Origin of the sequence: Xanthomonas pisi DSM 18956 (genome assembly GCF_001010415.1) — a bacterium.
GTDB lineage: Bacteria > Pseudomonadota > Gammaproteobacteria > Xanthomonadales > Xanthomonadaceae > Xanthomonas > Xanthomonas pisi.
This window is the reverse complement of sequence record NZ_JPLE01000041.1, coordinates 80,723-103,825: the sequence shown is the minus strand read 5'-3', so window position 1 is coordinate 103,825 and position 23,103 is coordinate 80,723. Positions and strand designations below refer to the sequence as shown.

General features: G+C 67.4%; 19 protein-coding genes and 1 other RNA gene. 11 read left to right on the top strand and 9 right to left on the bottom strand.

Annotated elements, in window-relative coordinates:
* Window positions 1-73 precede the first annotated feature (73 nt).
* The 5 genes from Y887_RS10710 to def all read right to left on the bottom strand — a co-directional run bounded on the left by Y887_RS10710 (window position 74) and on the right by def (window position 6,404).
* A complete protein-coding gene (locus Y887_RS10710) occupies window positions 74-1,354 on the bottom strand; it encodes an O-antigen ligase family protein (protein ID WP_084726004.1) in 1,281 nt (426 codons plus the stop codon).
* Window positions 1,355-1,506: 152 nt separating this feature from the next.
* Window positions 1,507-3,228, bottom strand: a complete 1,722-nt coding sequence (locus tag Y887_RS10705; RefSeq protein WP_046964316.1) for an ArnT family glycosyltransferase — start codon at window positions 3,226-3,228, stop codon at window positions 1,507-1,509.
* A 49-nt stretch (window positions 3,229-3,277) separates the two neighbouring features.
* Window positions 3,278-4,588, bottom strand: a complete 1,311-nt coding sequence (rsmB, locus tag Y887_RS10700) for a 16S rRNA (cytosine(967)-C(5))-methyltransferase RsmB (protein WP_046964315.1) — start codon at window positions 4,586-4,588, stop codon at window positions 3,278-3,280.
* Window positions 4,588-5,511 carry a methionyl-tRNA formyltransferase gene (gene fmt / locus Y887_RS10695; RefSeq protein WP_046964314.1) on the bottom strand — a complete coding sequence of 308 codons (924 nt, stop codon included), beginning with the start codon at window positions 5,509-5,511 and terminating at the stop codon, window positions 4,588-4,590. The genes rsmB and fmt overlap by 1 nt, the downstream gene beginning before the upstream one ends.
* A gap of 380 nt (window positions 5,512-5,891) precedes the next feature.
* Window positions 5,892-6,404: a peptide deformylase gene (gene def / locus Y887_RS10690; RefSeq protein ID WP_046964313.1), complete on the bottom strand. Its 513-nt coding sequence runs from the start codon at window positions 6,402-6,404 to the stop codon at window positions 5,892-5,894.
* Window positions 6,405-6,535: 131 nt separating this feature from the next.
* Between def and Y887_RS10685 the strand changes: the two genes are divergently transcribed.
* The 9 genes from Y887_RS10685 (at window position 6,536) to Y887_RS10645 (ending at window position 16,488) form a co-directional block, all read left to right on the top strand.
* Window positions 6,536-7,672, top strand: coding sequence for a LysM peptidoglycan-binding domain-containing protein (locus Y887_RS10685; RefSeq protein ID WP_046964312.1), 1,137 nt, complete (start codon window positions 6,536-6,538; stop codon window positions 7,670-7,672).
* Window positions 7,673-7,743: 71 nt separating this feature from the next.
* Window positions 7,744-8,880, top strand: coding sequence for a DNA-processing protein DprA (gene dprA / locus Y887_RS10680; RefSeq protein WP_046964311.1), 1,137 nt, complete (start codon window positions 7,744-7,746; stop codon window positions 8,878-8,880).
* Window positions 8,881-8,923: 43 nt separating this feature from the next.
* Window positions 8,924-9,397 carry a DUF494 family protein gene (locus Y887_RS10675; protein ID WP_003484452.1) on the top strand — a complete coding sequence of 158 codons (474 nt, stop codon included), beginning with the start codon at window positions 8,924-8,926 and terminating at the stop codon, window positions 9,395-9,397.
* A gap of 40 nt (window positions 9,398-9,437) precedes the next feature.
* Complete coding sequence (locus Y887_RS10670) at window positions 9,438-10,145, top strand: pilin (protein WP_046964310.1); 708 nt, start codon at window positions 9,438-9,440, stop codon at window positions 10,143-10,145.
* A 40-nt stretch (window positions 10,146-10,185) separates the two neighbouring features.
* Window positions 10,186-11,403, top strand: a complete 1,218-nt coding sequence (locus Y887_RS10665; protein WP_046964309.1) for an RDD family protein — start codon at window positions 10,186-10,188, stop codon at window positions 11,401-11,403.
* A 181-nt stretch (window positions 11,404-11,584) separates the two neighbouring features.
* A complete protein-coding gene (locus Y887_RS10660) occupies window positions 11,585-14,098 on the top strand; it encodes a DNA topoisomerase I (protein ID WP_046964308.1) in 2,514 nt (837 codons plus the stop codon).
* Between the two features lie 8 nt (window positions 14,099-14,106).
* Entirely contained in the window at window positions 14,107-14,670 is a 564-nt protein-coding gene (gene tsaC / locus Y887_RS10655) for an L-threonylcarbamoyladenylate synthase type 1 TsaC (RefSeq protein WP_046964307.1), read from the top strand.
* A 397-nt stretch (window positions 14,671-15,067) separates the two neighbouring features.
* Complete coding sequence (locus Y887_RS10650; protein ID WP_046964306.1) at window positions 15,068-15,844, top strand: hypothetical protein; 777 nt, start codon at window positions 15,068-15,070, stop codon at window positions 15,842-15,844.
* Window positions 15,841-16,488, top strand: coding sequence for a hypothetical protein (locus tag Y887_RS10645; RefSeq protein ID WP_046964305.1), 648 nt, complete (start codon window positions 15,841-15,843; stop codon window positions 16,486-16,488). Before Y887_RS10650 ends, Y887_RS10645 begins: the two co-directional genes overlap by 4 nt.
* Before the next feature lie 250 nt (window positions 16,489-16,738).
* Here the strand turns inward: Y887_RS10645 and Y887_RS18285 are convergent.
* Together Y887_RS18285 and Y887_RS10640 are read right to left on the bottom strand one after the other, a co-directional pair.
* Window positions 16,739-16,814, bottom strand: a non-coding RNA gene (locus tag Y887_RS18285) — sX9 sRNA.
* A gap of 60 nt (window positions 16,815-16,874) precedes the next feature.
* Window positions 16,875-17,651 carry an SDR family oxidoreductase gene (locus Y887_RS10640; RefSeq protein ID WP_046964304.1) on the bottom strand — a complete coding sequence of 259 codons (777 nt, stop codon included), beginning with the start codon at window positions 17,649-17,651 and terminating at the stop codon, window positions 16,875-16,877.
* Between the two features lie 109 nt (window positions 17,652-17,760).
* On the opposite strand from Y887_RS10640, the gene Y887_RS10635 reads away from it, so the two are divergent.
* Window positions 17,761-17,976, top strand: coding sequence for a hypothetical protein (locus Y887_RS10635; protein WP_046964303.1), 216 nt, complete (start codon window positions 17,761-17,763; stop codon window positions 17,974-17,976).
* A 280-nt stretch (window positions 17,977-18,256) separates the two neighbouring features.
* On the opposite strand, the gene sppA is transcribed toward Y887_RS10635, so the two are convergent.
* Window positions 18,257-20,158 (bottom strand): signal peptide peptidase SppA, encoded by a 1,902-nt coding sequence (sppA, locus tag Y887_RS10630; protein ID WP_046964302.1) that lies wholly within the window; start codon window positions 20,156-20,158, stop codon window positions 18,257-18,259.
* A 94-nt stretch (window positions 20,159-20,252) separates the two neighbouring features.
* Window positions 20,253-21,629, bottom strand: a complete 1,377-nt coding sequence (locus Y887_RS10625; RefSeq protein WP_046964301.1) for an MATE family efflux transporter — start codon at window positions 21,627-21,629, stop codon at window positions 20,253-20,255.
* Window positions 21,630-21,876: 247 nt separating this feature from the next.
* Between Y887_RS10625 and Y887_RS10620 the strand changes: the two genes are divergently transcribed.
* A complete protein-coding gene (locus Y887_RS10620; protein ID WP_046964300.1) occupies window positions 21,877-23,064 on the top strand; it encodes a DUF3667 domain-containing protein in 1,188 nt (395 codons plus the stop codon).
* Window positions 23,065-23,103 lie beyond the last annotated feature (39 nt).

Here is a 23,103-nt window from a genome sequence, read left to right as displayed (position 1 = left end):
CGACCGCTTGCCAGGGGCATGGGCCACTACCAGGCCACCAGGCTCGCAATCCGCGAAGCGTCCAACCCACCGCTCACGACGCGTTGCCGACCGCCTTCGGCACCGCCGGCTGCGCCTGGCGCGCTGCCAGCCCCACCAGGACACCCACCATCGCCGAATAGAAGCTCGCCGACACCTGGTGCGCGAACATCGACTGGGTCAACCCGCACAGCGCATAACTGATCACCAGCATCACCCCGGCCGCCGCCGGCCCGCGGAACTGCACTTGCCCGCTACGCCGATGCAAGCGCACGAACACCCACAGCGGCACGCCATAGACCGCAATCAGCAGCAACAGGCCCGGCACGCCCTGGGTTGCGGCCCACTCGGCCAGATCGTTGTGCGCGTGGCCCAGATGGCAGCGAAGCAGCGCGTTATCCGCAGCACACACCGGCAACTCATGCATCGCATCGTCGAAACGGCCCACGCCGACGCCGGTCAAAGGATGTGCAAGCACGGTATCCCAGGCCACATGCAGACGCTCGATACGGGCACCGGCGGACGAATCGCTGTCGCCGACTTCGTAGCGCTGCAGATCGCTCTGCAACTCGCCCAGGCGCATTTGATCGGTCAACGCAGGAACGCTGGCGACCACGCCCACCGCCAGCACCGCACCGCCGACGAACGTCAGCAGCCGCATGCGCGCGCTATGCCATGGCGCGCCCCAGGCCAGCACGCCCACGGTGGCCAGCAACGCCAGCCACACGCCACGACTGCCGCTGAGCACGATCACCAGCAGCGTGGCGAGCGCCGCACCCACCAACCAGCGCACACCGCCGGTTGGCCGGCTGAACGCCACCACCACCAGCAACATCATTGCGATATCGGCGAAGACAATCGCGTTGGTAAAGCCCTCCGCACGGTCGGCACCATTCATCACCTGCAGCAGTGCGATCAGCATTGCCGCAAACACACCGGTCAATGCACCTCGCCACAGCCAGACCTGGCGCGGCTGCAACGCATAGGCCCACAGCGCCGCCCAGGGCAGCACCAGAAAACGCGAGCGGTTTCCCACATCGCGCAGGCCGTGCTCGAACAAGGCGATCGACAGCAGCGACATCGCGATTACCGCCACCGCCAGCCATCCCACCGCGCGCAACGCGCCGCTGCGCGCCGCGATACCGGCCCGCAGGCTACGCCAGCCGACAAGCGAGCCAAGCAACAGGCACAGGCCGAACGGCAGCAACCCGCTGGGCATGCTCACCACCAGCGCGGTCAGCGTAAACACGCCCAGCTCGGCAATGCCCACGCCCGCGCGCGATGCGACGGGTACGGACTGCGGAAGCGACGCGGGCTGGGTGCGCAATGAATTCATCGAAAGATCGGTGGCGAAAGGGGGCAGGACAGGCACGGCGCGTCAGCGACGCCGGCCAAGCTAACGATGTCCCGCATGAATGACTGCTAGACAACAGCCGGCCACTGCATGGGAGTGATGCGGGCAGGACCGGGAATGCGCGCGTGAACGGCTCATTCGACGTCCAGGTTGCCCTGCTCCTTTTCTTCGATCGCCTTCTCCGTGGAGCTGGCCACGCAGTCGCCGCGCAGCGCATCGCCCGGCACCAGCCACCAGCGCCGCCGATTGGCCACACCGACCAGCTGGCTGCGGCTGCGGTCCACGCAACCCAGCAGTGCCGTCTCCTGCGCCAGCAGCCAACGCTGGCCCGGTTGCTCTGACTGCCAGGCCACGCCACGTCGCAACTGCTCCTCCCATGGCACCTTGAAGCCGAAGGTCTGCGCCGGGCGGTCGGCCATCAGCAGGTTCTGCTCCTTCCACGCCACCAGCCCGAGCTGGGCCTCCGGGCCGATACGGCGCCCGGCCTCGCGCATCACCGCGCCGGCCGAACTGGAATCGTTGAAGATCGGGTAGCAGACCAGCCCGAACGCCACCCACCACGCGCCCAGCAGCGACACCACCGCCAGCGCGGAGCGGCGCACGCGCAACAGCAGCAGGCTGGCCACGCCCCAGGTGCCCACCGCCAGCAGCAGCCAGCCCAGCGGGTCGGTGGCTTCGCTGCCGACGCCGCGGCTGTCCATGATCTTCTGCTCGAATCCCGGGTGCCCGATCAGCATTGCCGCTCCGCCTGCGGCAAACGCAACGGTCAACAGCAGCGCAAAGCCGAACAGTACCCGCTGCACCCCGACCCGGCGCAGCAGGCCCGCAGCCAGCGGCGCCAGCGCCAGGCAGAACATCGGTAGCGCCGGCAGGATGTAGACATCGCGCTTGCCGCTGGGGATGGTGAAGAACACCAGCACCAGCAGCCACCAGGCCAACGGCAGCAAATAGCGCGCATCGCGCCGGCGCAACCGCCGCCGCCACGCCGGAATCGCCCACGGCAACAGCGCGATGGTGGGCATCCACATTGTGGCCATGCTTTGCAGGTGGTACCAGACCGGCTGCGCGTGGTCCCAGGAACTGGCGTAGCGCTTGGCGGTCTGGCGCAGCAGGATGTCGTTGAGATACACGCGGTATTCGGGCTGGCCGGCGGTGAGCGCGGTGACCATCATCGGCACGAACCACAACGCGATCGCAACGAAGAAGAACAGCGGCCCGAGCCAGAAGCGGCGGTCGCGCACATGCACGCGCACACCCGGCCAACCGCGTGCGGCGGCAATGCCGGCCGGGATCAGCATCAACAGCGCGATGATGCCAACGCCCTTGGTGATCACGCCCAGCCCGGCGGCAAACCATCCCAACGTCCACCAGCGCCAGGCCGGGCCCATCAACAGATGCCGCAGCAACCCGTAATTGGCCAGGGTGATCCAGAACACCACCAGCGGATCGATTTGCGCCTTCTTGGCCTGGAAGGTGAAGTGCAGGGTGAACAGCAGCATCCACGCGGCATACGCCCCCACCCGCGGGGTCCACAGCCGCCGGCCCAGGTCGTAGACGCAGGCCAGCGTGCCCAGCGCAGCCAGCAACGACGGCAGCAGGAACGCGACACGCCAGTTGCCCAGCAGCGTATAGAACAGCGCCTGCAGCCACATCAGCATCGGCGGCTTGTCCGAATACAGCTCGTTGCCGCGATGCGGGAACAACCAGTCCCCGCTCAGCACCATCTGCTTGGCAACCAGCGCAAAGCGCGGCTCGTCCGACGGCCAGGGGTCGCGCAGGCCGAGCCCGGCGCCGATCACCAGCACCGCAGTGATGGCCAGCAACCAAACATCCTTCGAGGCACGGGTCTTGAGCATGGCGGGCAGCAATGGGACGCGGGAGGGGCGCGGCGGAGGCGACGCGCAGTCAGGAGGCTTTTAGCAAAAGCGCGTAGAAGAAACCGTCGCAGTGCTGCTCGCCGGGAAAACGCTGGCGTCCCGGGCCCGCCGCATGGCCGAAGTGCGCATCCAAGGGCTGCGCCTGCGCATCGGGCGTGCGCTGCAGGAAGGCCTGGACCTGCGCCTGGTTCTCGCGCGCCAGCAGCGAGCAGGTGGTGTAGAGCAGCTGGCCGCCCGGACGCAACGTGCGCCAGCTCGCGTCCAGCAGACGCGCCTGCAGCGCGCACAAGGCATCGATATCGTCGGCGCGGCGATGCAACAGCACATCCGGCTGACGCCGTACCACGCCGGTGGCCGAACATGGCGCATCCAGCAGCACTGCATCGAACGGCCGGTCGTCCCACCATGCCGCGGTGTCGGCGGCATCGGCCGCATGCAACGCGACCTGCGCCTTCGGCACGGTGCGCTGCAAGGTCTGCTGCACGCGCTCCAGGCGGCGTGCATCCACGTCCAGCGCGGTGAGCTGCAATCCGGGATGGCGCTCGAGCAGATGCGCTGCCTTGCCGCCGGGCGCGGCGCAGGCATCGAGCACGCGTGCCGAGGGCGCCAGCGTCAGCGCATCGGCGACCTGCTGCGCGGAGCCGTCCTGCACCGAGACATCGCCTTCGGCGAAGCCGGGCAACTGGCTGACCGGCACCGCCCCCTGCAACCGCACCGCATCGGGCAGCACCGTGTCGGTCTGTGCGGAAATGCCCGCCTCTGCCAGCCGCGCCACATAGGCGGCGGGATCGGTGCGCCCGCGATGCACGCGCAGCCACATCGGGGCCATCTGCGCGCTTGCGACGAAGATCGCTTCGGCCTGCTCGCCCCAATCGGCACGCAGCTGCTTGCGCAACCACGACGGCCAACCCGCATCGTCGGACACCGCCGGGAAGCCCTCGCGCTGCGCACGCCGCAGGATCGCGTTGACCATGCCGGCCTGACGCGGCCGGCCCAGCGCACGGCATGCCTCCACGGTGGCCGACAACGCCGCATGCGCGGGCAGTTGCAGCACGTCGAGCTGGGCGAAGCCGGCCATCAGCAGCGCTTTCAGTTCGGCATCGCGCGGCGGCAACGGGCGTTCCATCCATTGCCGCAATGCCACGTCATAGGCCGGACGGCGGCGCAGCACCGCAAAGCAGATCGCCTCCACCAGCGCGCGGTCGCGCGGATCGGCAACGCCGGGCAGCGCCGCGGCCAGCTCGGCCTTCAACGAACGCCCCTGGTCGAACACCGCCGTGAGGACGTTTGCTGCCACCAGCCGCGAGGCGACGCCGGCCGCCGCCGTGTCGGCGGCCATCAGCGCAACGCCGGCAGGTCGCGGCGCGCGTTGAGGTAATCGGCGGCGGTGATCGCCTTGCCGCCCTCACGCTGCAACACGCGCACCCGCAGCGCGCCCTGCCCGCAGGCGATGTCGATGCCCTGCTTGCTGGCCGCCAGCAAGGTGCCCGGCGGCTGTTGATGGGCAAGGTCGAGCGCAACGGCGCCATGCAGGCGCACCCGCTCGCCGGCCAGCGTGGCTTCGGCCACCGGCCACGGATTGAACGCACGCACGCGCCGCGCCAGCTCCTGCGCCGGCTGCGCCCAGTCCAGCCGCGCCTGTGCCTTGTCCAGCTTGTGCGCGTAGGTCACGCCCTCGTCAGGCTGCGGCTGCGCCACCGGACGAATGCCGGCGCGCAGCAGGCCCAGGCCATCGGACAGCACCTGCGCGCCCAGCGCGGCCAGGCGGTCGTGCAGTTGGCCGCCGGTTTCCTGCTCGCCGATCTCCAGGCGCTGGGACAGCAGCACCGGGCCGGTGTCCAGCCCGGCTTCCATCTGCATCAGGCACACGCCGGTCTCGGCATCGCCGGCCTCGATCGCGCGCTGGATCGGGGCCGCGCCACGCCAGCGCGGCAGCAACGAGGCATGCACGTTCCAGCAGCCGTGGGTCGGCGCGGCCAGCACCGCCTTGGGCAGGATCAGCCCATAGGCCACCACCACCATCAGATCGGCATTGAGCCCGCGCAGCGTGGCCAGGGCCTCGGGCGAGCGCAGCGTCTGCGGCTGGTACACGGGAATGCCGCGCGCAATCGCGTCCAGCTTCACCGGCGAGGGCGTCAGCCCGCGGCCACGGCCGGCTGGCCGATCCGGCTGGGTATAGACCGCCACCACTTCATGCCGCTGCGCAGCAGCGCGCAACGAGGCGACAGCGAAATCCGGCGTACCGGCGAAGACAATTCTCATAGGGCTGGGATTTGTGAGTCGGGATTGGGGATTGGCAACAGCGGGGGGGCTGGCCAGAGCGGAAACGGCATGGAGCTGCAACGTGAGAACGGGAGTGTGCGGGCGGATGCGGGTGGCGGCGCTATCGAACACCTGCCGAGCGTCGAGAATTGGCAACCGCAACCGGGAACTTGCTGCTCGCTACGGGCAACGGCTCATCCATTGCCACACCCGGGTTTTCAAGGCCATCGGCATGCCGACCGGATGAAACGCGATGCGTCGCCTCACGCAATACGACAGATCACATCAAGACGCGCACCGAATGATTGACCCAGCGGATTCACAGACCTGCAGACATCGGCTTTTGCCAATCCCCAATCCCGACTCCCCAATCCCCGCCCTCAAGCCACATGCTTGCGCATCTTGGCCAGCTTCTTGCGCACCATTTCGCGCTTGAGCGGGGACAGGTAATCCACGAACAGCTTGCCGTCCAGGTGGTCCATCTCGTGCTGGATGCACACCGCCAGCAGGCCTTCGGTGCTCAGTTCCTGCGCCTTGCCCTGGCGATCCAGGTAGCGCACGGTGATCGCATCGGCGCGGCTGACATCGGCAAAGATGCCCGGCACCGACAGGCAGCCTTCCTGATACACCTGCTCGCCCTGCCTGGTGACGATTTCCGGGTTGATGAACACCTGCGGGGCGTCTTTTTCCTCGCTGACGTCGATCACCATGAAGCGCTTGTGCACATCCACCTGGCTGGCAGCCAGGCCAATGCCAGGCGCCTCGTACATGGTCTGGAACATGTCGTCCAGCAGCGTCTGGAACGCCGGGCTGGTGACGTCGGCCGCATCGACCGGCACGGCCTTGGTGCGCAGCCGCGGATCGGGAAATTCGAGAATAGGGAGCAAAGCCATGGGGTTACCCGTCTGGGAACACCGGCGTGGCGCCGGCAAGACGGTGTCATTCTAGCGCAATGCTTGCGTGGCGCCCCGGTTTCTGGACTATAGTGCGCAGACCTGTTGGGGAATCAGGCAAGAAGGCACTCATGTTGAACCGACTTCGTACGGTCGTCGCTGCGGCGATGCTGACCGTCGCGACCTACGCTGCCGCGCAAGCGGTGGGCGAGCATCCAGACACCTATGTGGTCCGCAAGGGGGATACCCTTTGGGACATTGCTGGGCGTTTCCTGCAAAAACCATGGCTATGGCCGGAAATCTGGCAGGCCAATCCACAGATCCAGAATCCGCACCTGATCTATCCGGGTGACGTGATCAGCCTGGCCTACCTGGACCGCGTCGGCAAAGGCACGATCCAGCCCGGCCCGCGCCAGGAAGCGCCGATCAATGCGATTCCACTGGCCGATGTCGAGCCGTTCCTGAAGAACCTGCGCGTTGTGGAAGACTTCGATCAGCTGCCCTATGTGGTCGGCCTGGAAGGCGGTCGCGCGCGCGCCACCACCGGGCAGGTCGCCTATGTGGTCGGCCTGGAGGATGCGCAGCCAGGCCAACGCTTTGCGGTGGTGCGCCCGACCGTGAAGTTCAGCCTGCCCAAGCACAACGAAGACCTGGATATGGCGGGCAACATCACCGCCGGCTCCGGCAACATCTGGAAGAACTTCATCGCGCCGAGCACGCGCCGTGAGTTCCTCGGCTACGAGTTGGCGCAGGTCAACATCGGCACCATCACCCGCAGCGCGGCAGGCGGCAACTCCAAGGCGGCGACCTTGCTGCTGCAGGACAGCGGCCGCGAAGTGCGCGCAGGCGACCGGATCGTAGCCGTGGAAGCGCAGCCGTACGATCTGCAGTTCATCCCGCATCCGCCGTCCGAACAAGCCTTGCAGACCGAGCTGCGCGTGCTGGCCATTTCCGACGCCTTCACCGTTGGCGGCACCCGCGATGTGATCGCCATTTCCGGTGGCGCACGCGAGGGCATCAACAACGGCACGGTGTTCTCGATCTGGCGCAAGGGGCGCACCGTCAGCGACCGCGTGAAGCATTCGCGCTTCTCGCGCGCCGATGACGATTTCAGCGGCCCGTCAGGCTCCACTGTCGGCCTGCCCGACGAATATGCCTCGCATGCGATGGTGTTCCGCACTTTCGACAAGGTCAGCTATGCGCTGGTGATGGAAAGCGTCAAGCCGACCGGCCTGGGTTACTTCGTCAAGCATCCTGACGCCCAGTAATCGGAAATTCCGATGGTCTAACGCGACGGCGCCTGAGGGCGCCGTCGTCGTTTGCGGCCCAGGCTGTATGCATGGCTCTCACCTCCCCCGATCTGCGCGCATTGCTGACGTTGCTGCTGGCTGGCGGCCGCAGCCCGCCACGCCGCGCACTGATGAGCGCCTACGCCAGCCCGTCCGACATCCTGACTGCCGGGCCCGGCGTCTGGCGCGCAGCCGGCTGCGACGCGTTGCAATCGGAACGGCTGCAGTCGCCTGAGCCGCAAACGCTGGATGCCGCGCTACGCTGGTGCGAACAGCCCAGCCACCATCTGATCGGCTGGCAAGACCCGGACTACCCGGCGCTGCTGCGCCACATCGTCAATCCGCCGCTGGCGCTGTTCGTGGACGGCGACCCCAGCGCACTCTGGTATCCCGGCGTGGCGGTGGTCGGCAGTCGCTCCGCCACCGCTGGCGGACGCGATCACACCCGGGCCTTCGCATCGAGCCTGGCCGCTGCAGGGCTGGGCATCGTCAGCGGGATGGCGGCTGGCGTGGATGCGATCGCGCATGAAGCCGCACTTGCCCAGCCTGACGGCAGCACGGTGGCGGTGGTGGGCACCGGGGCCGACGTATCCTACCCCGCGCATCACCGGTCATTACGCGATCGCATCGCCGCGCGTGGCGCGGTGGTCAGCGAATACCTGCCCGGCACCGGGCCGGTGGCGGCGCACTTTCCCGCCCGCAACCGGGTCATCGCCGGGTTGGCGCTGGGTACCGTGGTGGTCGAGGCGGCGATGCGCTCGGGAGCGCTGATCACCGCGCGCCTGGCGGCCGAGGCCGGGCGCGAGGTGTTCGCCCTGCCCGGCTCGCTGCACAACCCGCTCGCGCGCGGCTGCCACCACCTGATCCGCCAGGGTGCGACGCTGGCGCAGGAGCCGGCCCAGATCATCGAAGGACTGCAACTGCTGTCGGGCGAATTGGCCACTGCCTTGCGCGAGCGACTGGCCGCCCCCACTCAGGTCCCCAGGACGACGCGCACCACTACTTCCACCCGCCCGGACCCCGACTACCAGCGCTTGTGGCAGGCGCTGGGCCACGACCCAACCCCTATGGATTCGCTGGTCGAACGCACCGGATTGACGGCCGCCGCGCTGTCCTCCATGCTGCTCATCATGGAACTGGAGGGAGACGTGGTCACCGAGCACGGTCGCTATACCCGCAATCCCTAGTTTCTTCACCTCCACAGCGTCGCGCGACGCAGGCCGAGGGGCAATGAAAGAGAGCATTCTCGATGTACTGCTGTACCTGTTTGAACATTATTTCAGCGAAGACGCGGACCTGGTCCGTGACCGTGACTCGCTTCAGAATGGCCTGATCCAGGCCGGCTTCAGTCCCGCAGAAATCAGCAAGGCGTTCGACTGGCTGGATGCGCTCTCCGAGCAGCGGCCGAGCGTCGCACGCCCGCATGTCGATGGCCCCGTGCGCATTTACCATGGCCCGGAGCTGGACAAGCTCGATGTCGATTGCCGTGGATTTCTGCTGTTCCTCGAGCAACACCGCATTCTCGATGCCGACCAGCGCGAGTTGGTGCTGGACCGCGCCATGGCGCTGGACCAGGACGAACTGGATTTGGACGACCTCAAATGGGTGGTGCTGATGGTGTTGTTCAACCAGCCCGGCGCAGAAGCGGCCTATGCCTGGATGGAAACCCAGATGTTCCTGGACGAGCCTGAACCCGTACACTGAGGCCTGAAGCAGCCACGGACGTGCGTGCGAGGGGACGGGGATGAGCAGTTGGTATTACGCCGAGGGCAACCGCCAGCGGCGTGGCCCGGTGACCGATGCGGCCCTGCTGGGCCTGTATCGCGATCGGCAGATCGCCCTGGACACGCTGGTCTGGCGCGAAGGCCTGGACCAGTGGCTGCCGTTGTCGGCCTGCGCCGACACGCTCGGTCCGCCAATTTCCACCGATCTGCACGCGGCGGCGGCCCCGCCGCCATTGCCGATGGCAGCAGGGACACCACCTGCATCGCACCTGCGCCAGCCGGCCAAGGGGCCGGCGTGGCCACTTCCGTTGGTGCTGGGCGCGGTAGTGGGCCTGTTCGTCGTCGTGGCCATGATCGGCATCCTTGCGGCGATCGCACTACCGGCCTACAAGGATTATCAGAACCGCGCCAAGGTCGCCGAGGCGGTTGCCGCGTTGGCGCCGCTGAAGCCGCAGATCGCCGAGTTTCTCGCGAGCGAAGGCCGCTGCCCGGAGAACGGGGATACCGGCTTCCAGACGCCTGAGCACTACGCGACCGGCATCCTGGCCAGCGTGCAGATCGGCCGTTTCGATACCAGCGCCTGCGGCGTCGAGGCGCTGCTGCATGCGCCGGGCTCGCCCAAGATCGATGGTAAGGCGCTGTGGCTGGATCTGGATGCGGATGCCGGCACCTGGCAGTGCAGTTCCGAGATCGACGACAACCAACTTCCGCAAAATTGCAGCGGCTGACCGGCCGCTGCACGCACAACGCATCACCCAAGGGGACATCATGACGCAGTGGTATTACGCCGACGCACAGCGGCAACGCCAGGGCCCGGTCGACACGGAAACGCTGGCCGCGCGCCTGTCGCAGGGCATCATCGACCGCACCAGCCTGGTCTGGCGCGAAGGCCTGCCGCAGTGGGTCACCCTGACCGAGGTCGCGTCCGAACTGGGTGTCGACGCGGCAGGCCCTGCCATCCCGGAGCCGCCCGCGTCTTCGCCGGTGGCTGCACCCGCCGACGCCGCGCAATGGGCCGCCGCTCCTGCCGCTCCGTCGCCCCAGGCGGCGACGCCGGCAACCGACACGCCGATTGGGACCACTGTGCTGTCGGCCGCAGCTGAGCCGGCCGACCCCGCACTGCGTGACCACCATACAACGGTCGACCATCACCCGGATCCCTCCGACGCGCCGGTCGCACCTACGGAAAGCACGTCCTGGTCCGGCTCGCCAACCGGCGTCGTGGACGCCTCCGCGCAACCCACCCCGACAACGCCGGCTCCGGCACCGACCGAGACGGTGCCGCCAGCCGCTGCCACGCCGTTGCCGAGCGCCTGGGAGACCCCGGTAGCCGCATCGCCGGCGGCGGCCATCGTCCATGACGCGCCGGTGGTGTACGCCGGGCTATGGCGGCGGGTGGCGGCCAGCATTCTCGATAGTCTGATCACCACCTTTGCGGTGTATCTGATCGTGATCCCGCTGGTGTTCGTGATCGTACTCGCGACCACCCACGGCGATTCGGGTTCGGCGCTGGACGACGGCAGCGCGCTGGGCATCGCCATCGTGGTGATGTCCTACGGCATCGGCCTGGCCATCCCGACACTGTATTTCGCCTGGATGCAGTCCAGCCGGCTTCAGGCCAGCCTGGGCAAGCTCGCCTGCGGCATCAAGGTGGTGCGGGCGGACAGCAACGGGGCGCGGGTCGGGTTCTGGCGCAATGTGCTGCGCTATCTGGCCTATATGCTGATCAGCGTACTCACGCTGGGCATCGGCGCAGTGGTGGCGGCGTTCATGGCCGGCATGTCGCAGCGCAAGCAGACGCCGCACGACAAGATCTGCGACACCCTGGTCGTGGACCGCTGGGCCTTCACCGACCGTCCGGAGCTGCAGTCGCGCGGCCTGGACACGGTGTCGATCGTGGTGCTGGCCATCTACGGGGTGATCCTGGTGCTGTCGATCGTGGTCGTGGCAATCATGCTGGCGACGATCGGAATGAGCCAGAGCTAGCAGTTCGCGGCGCCGCCCGCTTGACACAGCGGCGTCCGCCGTGATCTTTCTAATAAGACAACTGAACGCCCGGGAGCATTCCCGGGCGTTAACGTGTGGGAAACGGCCGATCTGCTTCCCTCGACCGGCCAATTAGGCCACGCTACCCGCCCCCCGGGCTCTGCCCCAAGAATTTGCCACCATGCCCAAGCACCTGCTCATCGTCGAATCGCCCGCCAAGGCCAAGACGATCAATAAATACCTCGGCAAGGACTTCACCGTCCTGGCCTCGTATGGGCACGTGCGCGATCTCGTCCCCAAGGAGGGCGCGGTCGACCCGGATAACGGCTTTGCGATGCGCTACGACCTGATCGAGAAAAACGAGAAGCATGTCGAAGCCATCGCCCGTGCCGCCAAGAGTGCCGACGACATCTATCTGGCGACCGACCCGGACCGCGAGGGTGAGGCGATCAGCTGGCACATCGCCGAGATCCTGAAAGAGCGCGGCCTGTTGAAGGACAAGACCATGCAGCGCGTGGTGTTCACCGAGATCACGCCGCGCGCGATCAAGGAAGCCATGCTCAAGCCGCGCGCGATTGCCGCCGATCTGGTCGATGCGCAGCAGGCCCGTCGCGCGCTGGACTATCTGGTGGGCTTCAACCTGTCGCCGGTGCTGTGGCGCAAGGTGCAGCGCGGCTTATCCGCCGGCCGTGTGCAGTCGCCGGCGCTGCGCATGATCGTCGAGCGCGAAGAAGAGATCGAAGCCTTCATCGCGCGCGAGTACTGGTCCATCGATGCGCATTGCCGGCATCCGTCGCAGCCGTTCAATGCGCGGCTGATCAAGCTGGACGGGCAGAAGTTCGAGCAGTTCACCGTCACCGATGGCGACACCGCCGAAGCGGCGCGGCTGCGCATCCAGCAGGCAGCGCAAGGCGTGCTGCATGTCACCGACGTGGCCAGCAAGGAGCGCAAGCGTCGCCCTGCCCCGCCGTTCACCACCTCTACGCTGCAGCAGGAAGCCTCGCGCAAGCTCGGCTTCACCACCCGCAAGACCATGCAGGTGGCGCAGAAGCTGTACGAAGGCGTGGCGCTGGGCGACGAAGGCTCGGTCGGTCTGATCAGCTATATGCGTACCGACTCGGTGAACCTGTCGCAGGACGCGCTGTCGGAAATCCGCGATGTGATCGCGCGCGATTTCGGCACCGCTTCGTTGCCGGACCAGCCCAACGCCTACACCACCAAATCCAAGAATGCGCAGGAAGCGCATGAAGCGGTGCGCCCGACCTCCGCGTTGCGCACGCCTGCGCAGGTGGCGCGCTTCTTGTCCGACGACGAGCGCCGCCTGTACGAATTGATCTGGCGCCGCGCCGTGGCCTGCCAGATGATTCCCGCCACGCTCAATACCGTCAGCGTCGATCTGTCGGCGGGCAGCGAGCACGTGTTCCGCGCCAGCGGTACCACCGTGGTGGTGCCGGGCTTTCTGGCGGTCTATGAGGAAGGCAAGGACACCAAGAGCAGCGAGGACGAGGACGAAGGCCGCAAGCTGCCGCTGATGAAGGCGGGCGACAACATCCCGCTGGACCGCATCGTCACCGACCAGCACTTCACCCAGCCGCCGCCGCGCTTCACCGAAGCGGCGCTGGTCAAGGCGCTGGAGGAATACGGCATCGGCCGTCCGTCCACCTATGCCTCGATCATCCAGACCCTGCAGTTCCGCAAGTACGTGGAAATGGAAGGCCGCAGCTTCCGTCCCACCGACGTGGGCCGTGCGGTGTCCAAGTTCCTGTCCGGGCATTTCACCCGCTACGTGGACTACGACTTCACCGCCAATCTGGAAGACGATCTGGATGCGGTCTCGCGCGGCGAAGCCGAGTGGATTCCGTTGATGGAGAAGTTCTGGGGCCCGTTCAAGGAATTGGTCGAGGACAAGAAGGATTCGCTGGACAAGACCGACGCCGGTAGCGTGCGCGTGCTTGGCGCCGACCCGGTCAGCGGCAAGGAAGTCAGCGCGCGCATCGGCCGTTTCGGTCCGATGGTGCAGATCGGCACCGTGGAAGACGAGGAAAAGCCGACTTTCGCCTCGCTGCGTCCGGGCCAGAGCATCTATTCGATCTCGATCGAGGATGCGCTGGAACTGTTCAAGATGCCGCGCGCGCTGGGCCAGGACAAGGACCAGGACGTCAGCGTCGGCATCGGCCGCTTCGGGCCGTTTGCGCGCCGTGGCAGCGTGTATGCGTCGCTGAAGAAAGAAGACGATCCGTACACCATCGATCTGGCGCGGGCGGTGTTCCTGATCGAGGAGAAGGAAGAGATCGCGCGCAACCGGGTGATCAAGGAATTCGACGGCAGCGACATCCAGGTGCTCAATGGCCGCTTCGGTCCGTACATCAGCGACGGCAAACTCAACGGCAAGATCCCCAAGGATCGCGAGCCGGCATCGTTGAGCTTCGAAGAAGTGCAGCAGCTGCTGGCCGACACCGGCAAGCCGGTGCGCAAGGGCTTCGGCGCCAAGAAGGCCACGCTCAAGAAGAATGCGGTGAAGGATTCGGCCAAGGAGGCAAAGGACGCCGCGGCCAAAGACGCGGCAGCCAAGAAGACCGCGGTGAAGAAAGCGGCCACCAAGACCGCCGCGAAGAAGGCGCCGGCCAAAAAGACTGCGGCCAAGAAAGCGGCCAAGCGGGTGGTCAAGAAAACCGTGAGCAAGGCGGCAGGCTGAGCTAGCGCATGGACCACACGCTGAGCCTGGACAGCGCCGTCGCCACCCTGCAAACGGGCGGCGTGATCGCTTACCCGACCGAAGCGGTCTGGGGGCTGGGCTGCGACCCGGCGCAGGAGGCAGCCGTGCTGCGCCTGCTGCAGATCAAGCGGCGCCCGGTCGACAAGGGGGTGATCGTGGTGGCGTCCGGCATCGAGGTGCTGCGCGACTGGGTCGACCTCGACGCGATGGAACCGGCACGCCGGGACGACGTGCTGGCCAGCTGGCCTGGCCCGCATACCTGGATCCTGCCGGTCACGCCCCGCGCGCCGCGCTGGGTCACCGGTACGCACGATGGGCTGGCAGTGCGCATTAGCGCGCACCCGGTCGTGGCAACGCTGTGCGCAGCCTGGGGGGCGCCGCTGGTGTCCACCAGCGCCAACCTGGCCGGCGAGCCACCGGCACGCCGCCGCGAGGCCCTGGACCCGGCACTGCTGGCGACCATCGACGGCGTGGTGGCCGGCGATGTCGGCGGGCTCGCGCAGCCCACCCCGATCCGCGACGCGCGCACCGGCCAGGTCCTACGCGACTGACGCCGAGCTGGATCCAGCAGGCGCCACAGACAAGGCGCGGCGTTGGGAAGACGATCAGCCGCGAGCCCGCGCTGCCCGCCTGTTCCAGGGCGGGCTAGGCGCATCGGCGCAACGCACGACCTCGACCCGCGCCGGTCCAGCCACGGCCACGGCTGGCGGCCCAGGCAGCCGACAGCTGCCCTGAGCGGCGCCGGCGCGTCATACGCGGCGGTGGCTTGGCAGCGCCAGGCTGCGCAGCGGCCGACCCTATAGCGGCCTGGCCACGCCCAAACCCCCGTCAGCCTCGTTCGGCGCAAGCCAGCGCTCCCGGCGATCCGGCCATGCCGCGGGCACCGCGTCTGCACCCGCGGCGACCATCCCCTTGGCGGCGCGGGCGCCAAACGCGCACACTCGGCACATGCGCACTCTTCCAACCTTGTTGTTGCTGGCCTGCGCGCTCCCTGCCCTGGCAGCGAGCACAGCCGCCAAATCGGACCCGAACGTGCGGGTCTACCGCTGCGTCAGCAGCACCGGTACGGTCGCCCTGCAGGATGCGCCATGCAGCAGCGGCCGCCAGCAGGTGCTGGACATGCAGCGCCCGCAGGACCCGCCGCCGCGACCGCAACGCGTGGAGCCGCCCGCCCCGCCTCCGGCCGCGCCATCGCGCGGGGTCCGCATCGTCACCGTGCAACCGCCGCAGCCGATGTACGAGTGCACCACCGAGGACGGCGAGCGCTATACCAGCGACAGCCCGGAAGGCAATCCGCGCTGGGTGCCGACCTGGGGGCCGGCCTATGTGGGCAATGCGGTTGGTCCGCCGATCGGCGGCGGCATTCAGCGTCCACCGATCTCGGTCAGCCCGCGTCCGGCGATTGCCGTGCAGGGCGGCGCCGGACGGGGAAGCATCCGCGGCAGTGCCAGCTTCGGCACGGGCAGCTACCAGGGGGGGTATCAGGACGGTTACAACGGCGGCTACGGCGGCTACGGCGGCACGGTGATCGTGCCCTACGGCAACGTGCAGATCCGCGACCAATGCCATGCCCTGCCCGAGCAGGAAGTCTGCGCGCGGCTGGCAGACCGCCGCTGGGAGCTGATCCGCCGCTACAACAGCGCGCTGCAAAGCGAGCGCCAGGAGCTCAGCCGCGAACAACGCGGCATCGAAGCGCGCCAGCAACGCGACTGCGGCGGCGCATGAGCCGCACCCTGCTGCTGGCGCTGCTGCTGGGCTGGGTGACGGACGCCAACGCCCAGGACGTGGCCATCTACCGCTGCACCGATCCCACCGGCGCGCTCACCGTGCAGAACATGCCGTGCGCGAAGGGCATGCAGCAGCACAAGAAAATGATGACCGCACCGGCGGCGGTGCCATTGGCACCAGGTGGCACGCCCGCGCCAGTGCGTCCTGCACATGCCGTGCAGCCAGCGCCCGTCGCGCCTGCGGCCGCGTCCCCTGCGCCGACAGCTGCATCGACGCCACCGCCGATGACCTCCACCTCCACCCTGCCTCCGCCGCCGTTGTTCGAATGCACCGCGCACGACAATGGCCGCTACTTCACCGAAGACCGCGAGCCGGCCACGCGCTGCCTGCCGATGCAGACCACCAACCTGGCCGGTGGACCGGCCACCGGCGGCGGCAGCGCCTGCGAAGTGGTCACCGACCGCTGCGCACCGGTGCCGGACCAGAGCCTGTGCGAGGCCTGGCGCAAGCGCGCCGAGCAGGCCGAGGCGACCTGGCGTTTCTCCGACGAGGCGCAATCGGCCGAACGCAAGCAGCGCTACGACCAGATGCGCCGGGTGCTGGACGAAAGCCGCTGCGCGAATCCCTCGGCCGCGCCCTGACTGACTCTGCAGGGCTGCGTGCAGGAAGGCGATCGATGGCAAGTGCGTCATGCCTGCGCGTCACCGATGCCCCCATCCGCCCTTCGGGCAGCTTCCCCCGCGATGCGGGGGAAGGGATGCATCCCGCGCCGCCCCGGGGATCCTCTGGTTGCGCGCGTTGCGGATTAAGCGCCCTTCTCTGTTGAAGCGTCTTTTCGTTTACACACCGTTGCCGCATCGGCCGCAGTCGTGTGCCGATGAGGCTAAGAGTGGCTAACAAAACGTAGCGAGCAGTCGTCAGGCGGGTGTGGACGGCGCGGAGGAACCGGAGTGTACGAGTGGTACATGAGGATTCCGAGCACCGGCCGCGCCCGCCTGGCGGCTGCGCAGTAGTTTTGTTAGCTGCTCTAAAACCCGTACCGCAGGAATCCGCCATCCACCGCGATGCATTCGCCGGTGATGTAGCTGGCTGCGGGCAGACACAGAAAACCCACGGCCGCGGCGACTTCTTCGGGCTCGCCAATGCGGCGCATCGGGGTGCGGTCGATCACCTGTTCGTAGTAATCCGGGTCCGACAACGGGCCGGAGGTGCGGCGCGTGCGGATGTACCACGGCGCGACCGCATTGACGCGGATGCCGTCTTCGGCCCATTCCACCGCCAGGTTGCGCGTCATCTGCTGCAGCGCGGCCTTGGTCATACCGTACGGCGCGCCGCTGCGCACATGGGTGATGCCCGAGACGCTGCCGACATTGACGATGGCCGAGGCGGCATGCCGGGTCAGCAGCGGATGCGCATACCGCGACAATTCGAACGCGGAAAACACATTGGTTTCGAAGATGCCGCGCCACTCGTCTTCGGTGTAATCGATGGCTGCCCGGCTGATGTTGCCGCCGGCGTTGTTGATCAGCAGATGCAGGCCGTCGGCGTGGTCTTCCACCCAGTCCAGGATCGCGCGACGCTCTTCATCGTCGGAGACATCGGCCGCCAGCCCATGCAGTTCGCGCTCGGGAAAGTCTTCGGCCAGTTCGTCGCGTGCCTGCGCCAACGCATCGGCATCGCGCGCCACCATCAGCAGATCCGCTCCGAAGCCGAGCAGTTCGCGTGCGATGGCCAACCCGATGCCGGCACTGGCGCCGGTGATGAGGGCGGTCTGTCCATCCAGCCGCCAACGGTGCGTTGTCACGTGGGTGATCCTCTTTACAAAAACGCGAGAAAACGGCCGCCGCAGCGCAGTTGACGCGCGGCAGCAGTGCCGGCGTTAGGATACCGCCACCGCTCGCGAGGTCACGACGATGAAACTTCACTGGATGCTTGCCGCCGTTCTGACGTTACCGCTGGCCGCGTGTCAGCGCCCGCAACCGGCGCCCACCGACCAGAAGCCCGACCCGCAGGCCACCGCGCTGCGCGATCACATCCAGCAGCCGTTGAACAAGGCGCACGCGGTTCAGGCCGCCACCGACCAGGCTGCGGAGGATCAGCGCAAGGCGATCGATGCCGCCACGCAATAACAGCGGCTAATACACTGCACGAGCAGTCGCATGGGCGGCGCGCAGGAACCGGTGTGTACGAGTGGCACCTGCCGCACCGAGCACAGGCCGCGCCCGCACGGCGGTGAGCACGGCCGTCGTGTCAGCTGCTGTAAGTGCGAGGCGGGGGAAGCGCGTTCAACAATTCAACTCCGCAGCGGGGCCGTCCGCAAGCGGCACGCCCGCAGCGTCATGCGGCACAGACGACAACGCCGGCACAAGGCCGGCGTCGTCGCTGTAGTCGAGGGCCTGGTTTGCCGCCTCAGAACCCGCAGAAGCAGTAGGCCAAGGCCTTGACCGGCGTGCCGCCGGCCTTGCTGTCGTGCACCGCGCTTTCGACAAAGCGCAGCTGCGTGTCCACTTCCGGCAGCGAGCGCGCCAGCATGGCGCGCGCCATGCCCGAGTCGCTCAGCATCCATGCACCCATGCGGCTGCCGGCAAATCCGCTCATGAACTGCGAGAACGGGGTGGCCGGCTTTTCCACGTAGCGCACGCGGAACTTGCCCTTGTTCAACTTGGCGCGATCGGCCGCGTCGGCCACCGCTTCCTGCATTCCGCCGAATGCATCCACCAGGCCATGCTGCCTGGCCTGCGCACCGCTCCACACGCGGCCGCGGGCGACCTTGTCGATGGCCTCCACCGACTGGTGACGCGCCTGCGCGACCTTGCCGGTGAAGTCGGCATAGCCCTTGTTGATCACCGCCTGGATGACCTGGCCGGCGGACGGGTCCAGCGGACGGGTGATGTCGAACGCACCGGCAAAGCGCGTGGTGCCCACGCCGTCGGTGTGCACGCCGATCTTGTCCAACGCACGGGTCAGATTGGGCACCATGCCGAAGATGCCGATCGAGCCGCTGATGGTCGACGGGTCGGCATAGATGCGATCGGCGTTCATGCTGATCCAGTAACCGCCCGAGGCGGCCAGATCGCCCATCGACACCACCACCGGCTTGCCGGCCTGCTTGAGCGCGACCACTTCGCGGCGGATCTGCTCGGAGGCGAACACTTCGCCGCCAGGCGAATCCACGCGCAGCACCACCGCCTTGACCTTGTCATCGTCGCGCGCCTGACGCAGCAACGCGGCAGTGGACTCGCCACCGACACGGCCGGCCGGCTGTTCGCCACCACTGATCTCGCCGGCCGCCACCACCACGGCCACCTGCGGACGGCTGTCCATCGGCGAGCGCTGCGCCTGCAACTGGCTCAGGTAATCGTTGAAGCCGATATTGCGGAAACCGCTGTCGGCATCGCTGTCGGCCACGCCGCGCTTGGTCAGCAGCGCATCGACGTCTTCACGGGTCTTGAGCCCGTCGACCAGCTTCTGCTGCAGCGCGAACTTGGCCAGATCGCCGCCTGCTGCCACCACGCCTTCGGGCAACGTGTCGATGCCGGCCGTCAGCTGCGCCGGGGTGAGCTTGCGCGCGGTGCCGACATCGGCCAGGTAGCGCTGCCACACGTCGTTCATCCAGAACAGATCCGCTTCCTTGGCATCGGCCGAGGCCGCGTCCAGGATGTAGGGCTCGGCCGCGGACTTGTACTCGCCCACGCGGAACAGGTGCACGTCCACGCCGAGTTTGTCCTGCAGGCCTTCGCGGAAGTACTGGCGATAACGGCCAAGGCCTTCCAGCAGCACGCTGCCCATCGGGTCCAGATACACCTCGTTGGCCTGCGCAGCGAGCAGGTATTGGCCCTGACTCATGCTCTCGCTGAAGGCCACGATCTGCTTGCCGGAAGCGCGCAGCTTTTGCAGCGCGGCAGCCACTTCGCGCTGCGAGGCGAAGCCGGACGGCTGCAGCTTGTCCAGATTCAACAGCACCCGCTCGATCTTGCGGTCCTTGCCGGCCGCCTCGATCACCTGCACCAGGTCACGCAACTGCACCTCTTCGGCGCTCTTGTCGCCCACCGCCTTGGCCAGCGAACGGCTCACCGGATCGGCGCTGAACTGCTCGACCAGCGTGCCTTCGGGGTTGATGACCAGCGTGGTGCGCTCGGCCAGCGGCTTGGTGCCGTCGCCGCGCGCCATCGCCACCACGACCAGCAGCAGCAACAGGAACAGGAAACCGAAAAACACCAGGTTGAAGATCAGGCGCCGGGTGAAATTCATCACGTCCCACAGGCCGACGAAGAAACTGGCGATGGGACTGCGACGCACGGGGTGGTTCATGGAAAACTCCGTCGAAAAGACGCTGCGTACGAAACGTACGAATCAATGGTGTCCAGCATACCGGCTGCGCCGGGCGCGCGGCATGCGCTGAAAGTCAGGGGGTCGCGTTGGCAGTCAGCCGCCGGCTGGTGTGCCGGAAGCGCAGGCCCATCAGGATCGAAGCGGTGGTCAGACCCAGAATCAGGCCGATCCACATGCCGCGCGGTCCCCAGCCCAGCCCCAGGCCGAGTCCGGCGCCGATCGGCATGCCGACGCCCCAGTACGAAAACATCGCCAGGAACATCGGCACGCGGGTGTCCTTGAGCCCCCGCAACGCACCGGCCGAGAGCACCTGGATGCCATCGGGAAACTGGAACGTGGCGGCAAACAGCAGCAACCCCGACGCCAGCGCGGCGACTGCCGCATCGTTGGTATACACACCGACGATGGCGTCGTGGCCAAGCAGCAGCGTGCCGGCCGACAGCGCCTGGGTGCCCAGCACGATGGCGTAACCGGCCCAGGCCGCACGCCGCACGGCCAGCGGATCGCCACGCCCCGCCGCATGGCCGACGCGCACGGTGGTGGCCTCGGCCACGCCCATCGGCACCATGAAACACAGCTGTCCCACGTTGATGGCGATCTGGTGCGCCGCAGCTTCGGTCGAGCCGAGCCGGCCGATCAGCAGCGCAGTGACGATGAACAGGCCACCTTCCATCAGCACGGTGATGCCGATCGGCAGGCCGGTGCGCAGCAGATCGCCGATGGCGCGCCAGCGCGGCCCTTCCAAATGGGTGAACAACTCCAGGTGCGCAAAACGCCGCGCGCGCCACAGGTACAGCGCGAACACGCTGGCTTGCACCCACATGGTGATGGCCGAGGCCATGCCCAGGCCTTCGGCGCCATGCTCGGCAAACCCGAACTTGCCGTAGGTCAACGCATAGCCCAGCGGCGCCAGCACCAGCAAGCCGCCAAATCCCAGCAGCATGGTCGGCAGCGTCCAGTGCATGCCTTCGCTGAGGTAGCGCATGCAGAAGTAGAGCGTCAGCGCCGGTACGCCCCAGCGCACCGCATGCAGAAAGTCGGTGGCACCGGGCACGATGTCCGGCGCAATCCCGAAGGTGGGTAGCAGCGGCGGCACCAGGCTCAGGAACGCGAACATCAACGCGCTCAGCCCCAACGACAGCCACAACGCCTGGCGAAACAGCGGGCCGATTTCATGCTCGCGCGCGGCGCCGCGCAATTGCGACACCGACGCGGTCAAGGAAATCAACGTACCGATCGGCACCAGCATCGGCAGCCACAGCAGCGAGGTGCCGATGGTCACTGCCGCCAACGTCGCAGTGCCATGGTGGCCGGCGATGACGTTGTCGACAAACCCGATCAAACCGGTAGAGACGTGACCGAGCACCAGCGGCAAGGCCAGCAGGCCGGTGGTGCGCACTTCCGATGCAAAGCCTGGCGTCGCAGACGTCGAGGCGGGAGAAACAGACATGACACACCGATTGCTGCGCGGACTACGGCCGTGCCGGGAGGCGCTGGCACCGGGTCGCGTGGGGCCGCTATCTTACGCGTACTTTCCGACTGCGGCCTGACGCGCGCTTGGGCAGCTCCCGCCGCGCTCGCTGCTGCGCGCGGCAACGAAAAGCGGCTGCCGATGTTTCCAGGCAACTGCATGAAGACGCTGTACCGTGTGCCAGGCGCGTGCCTTCGGGTGATCGCATCGGGCACGCGGCCCCTCCATCGCCGCCAACCGGACCTGGCTCATGTCCCTGCACCCGACCGCATTGCATCCATCGGACTGTGAAAACTGCTCCACCGCATTGCAAGGCGCGTTTTGCCACGCCTGCGGGCAGAGCGCGCATAGCCCGGTACGCAGCGTCGCGCATGCGGTGGAAGAGGTCTTCGAATCGTTCTGGCACCTGGACGGGCGGATCTTCCGCACCTTGCGCGACCTGCTGGTGCCGGGCCGCGCGGCGCTGCGATTTCTGGGCGGGCAGCGTGTGCGCTATGTCGCGCCGATGCGGCTGTTGCTGGTGGTGAGCCTGTTGACCTTCTTCATCGCACGCATCGCGGTGCATGCCTCTGACGAGGACGCCGATGTCGCCGCGCCCGGCGCGACGCAGAGCGCGGTGCCGAAGGACTTTGCGCATGCGCGCACGCCGGCGCAGGTGGAAGCGGTGCGAGCGCAGATCGTCGGCACGCTCACCCAGACCCGCAAGGTGGTGCCGGCCGGCATCGCGCGCGACGGTGTGGATACCGGCATCGCCCGCACCGAGAGCGAGGCGCGCAAGCGGCTGGCGCAACTGCACCAGGGCGCGCGGCTGGAAAGCGCCGCACCGGCGGTCGATGCCCCCGACAACGGCACGTTCTTCTCGCTGGAGGGCAAACCCTGGGACCCGGTGAGCAACCCGCTGACGGTCACGCCGTTGCCGCAGTGGGCCAACCGCTGGCTCAACCTGCAGCTCACGCATATCCGCAGCAACCTGCCGCGCCTGCGCAGCAATCCGCAACTGCTCTACAACGCGTTCTTCGCAGCGGTGCCGTCCACCTTGCTGGTGCTGGTGCCGTTGTTTGCGCTGCTGTTGCGCGTGTTCTACCTGCGCAGCGGGTGGGTGTATCTGGAGCATCTGGTGGTGGCGCTCTACAGCCACGCATTTCTCTGCCTGAACCTGCTGGCGATGCTGCTGCTGTCGTTGCTCAGAGAATCGGTGGTGCAGCTGGCTCCCCCGATCGCCTGGAGCCTGGGCCTGCTCCAGTTCGGGTTGGCACTGTGGATGCCGCTGTATCTGCTGGGGATGCAGCGCCACGTCTACCGCCAGTCGTGGTCGGTCACGGTGCTGAAGTATCTTGGCCTGGGCAGCGTGTATTTCGTAGTGGTCACGTTTGCTGCCGCCTTCCTGATGGTGGCGAGTCTGGCGCGTCTTTGACGCTGCACCCTGCGACTGCGGCGCTGCAGTCGCGCGCGC

What these genes read in the sequence shown, in the direction of transcription:
- Y887_RS10710 (WP_084726004.1), bottom strand. Translation starts at nt 1,354, where the DNA reads ATGAATTCATTGCGCACCCAGCCCGCGTCGCTTCCGCAGTCCGTACCC.
- Y887_RS10705 (WP_046964316.1), bottom strand. Translation starts at nt 3,228, where the DNA reads ATGCTCAAGACCCGTGCCTCGAAGGATGTTTGGTTGCTGGCCATCACT.
- rsmB (WP_046964315.1), bottom strand. Translation starts at nt 4,588, where the DNA reads ATGGCCGCCGACACGGCGGCGGCCGGCGTCGCCTCGCGGCTGGTGGCA.
- fmt (WP_046964314.1), bottom strand. Translation starts at nt 5,511, where the DNA reads ATGAGAATTGTCTTCGCCGGTACGCCGGATTTCGCTGTCGCCTCGTTG.
- def (WP_046964313.1), bottom strand. Translation starts at nt 6,404, where the DNA reads ATGGCTTTGCTCCCTATTCTCGAATTTCCCGATCCGCGGCTGCGCACC.
- Y887_RS10685 (WP_046964312.1), top strand. Translation starts at nt 6,536, where the DNA reads ATGTTGAACCGACTTCGTACGGTCGTCGCTGCGGCGATGCTGACCGTC.
- dprA (WP_046964311.1), top strand. Translation starts at nt 7,744, where the DNA reads ATGGCTCTCACCTCCCCCGATCTGCGCGCATTGCTGACGTTGCTGCTG.
- Y887_RS10675 (WP_003484452.1), top strand. Translation starts at nt 8,924, where the DNA reads ATGAAAGAGAGCATTCTCGATGTACTGCTGTACCTGTTTGAACATTAT.
- Y887_RS10670 (WP_046964310.1), top strand. Translation starts at nt 9,438, where the DNA reads ATGAGCAGTTGGTATTACGCCGAGGGCAACCGCCAGCGGCGTGGCCCG.
- Y887_RS10665 (WP_046964309.1), top strand. Translation starts at nt 10,186, where the DNA reads ATGACGCAGTGGTATTACGCCGACGCACAGCGGCAACGCCAGGGCCCG.
- Y887_RS10660 (WP_046964308.1), top strand. Translation starts at nt 11,585, where the DNA reads ATGCCCAAGCACCTGCTCATCGTCGAATCGCCCGCCAAGGCCAAGACG.
- tsaC (WP_046964307.1), top strand. Translation starts at nt 14,107, where the DNA reads ATGGACCACACGCTGAGCCTGGACAGCGCCGTCGCCACCCTGCAAACG.
- Y887_RS10650 (WP_046964306.1), top strand. Translation starts at nt 15,068, where the DNA reads ATGCGCACTCTTCCAACCTTGTTGTTGCTGGCCTGCGCGCTCCCTGCC.
- Y887_RS10645 (WP_046964305.1), top strand. Translation starts at nt 15,841, where the DNA reads ATGAGCCGCACCCTGCTGCTGGCGCTGCTGCTGGGCTGGGTGACGGAC.
- Y887_RS10635 (WP_046964303.1), top strand. Translation starts at nt 17,761, where the DNA reads ATGAAACTTCACTGGATGCTTGCCGCCGTTCTGACGTTACCGCTGGCC.
- sppA (WP_046964302.1), bottom strand. Translation starts at nt 20,158, where the DNA reads ATGAACCACCCCGTGCGTCGCAGTCCCATCGCCAGTTTCTTCGTCGGC.
- Y887_RS10625 (WP_046964301.1), bottom strand. Translation starts at nt 21,629, where the DNA reads ATGTCTGTTTCTCCCGCCTCGACGTCTGCGACGCCAGGCTTTGCATCG.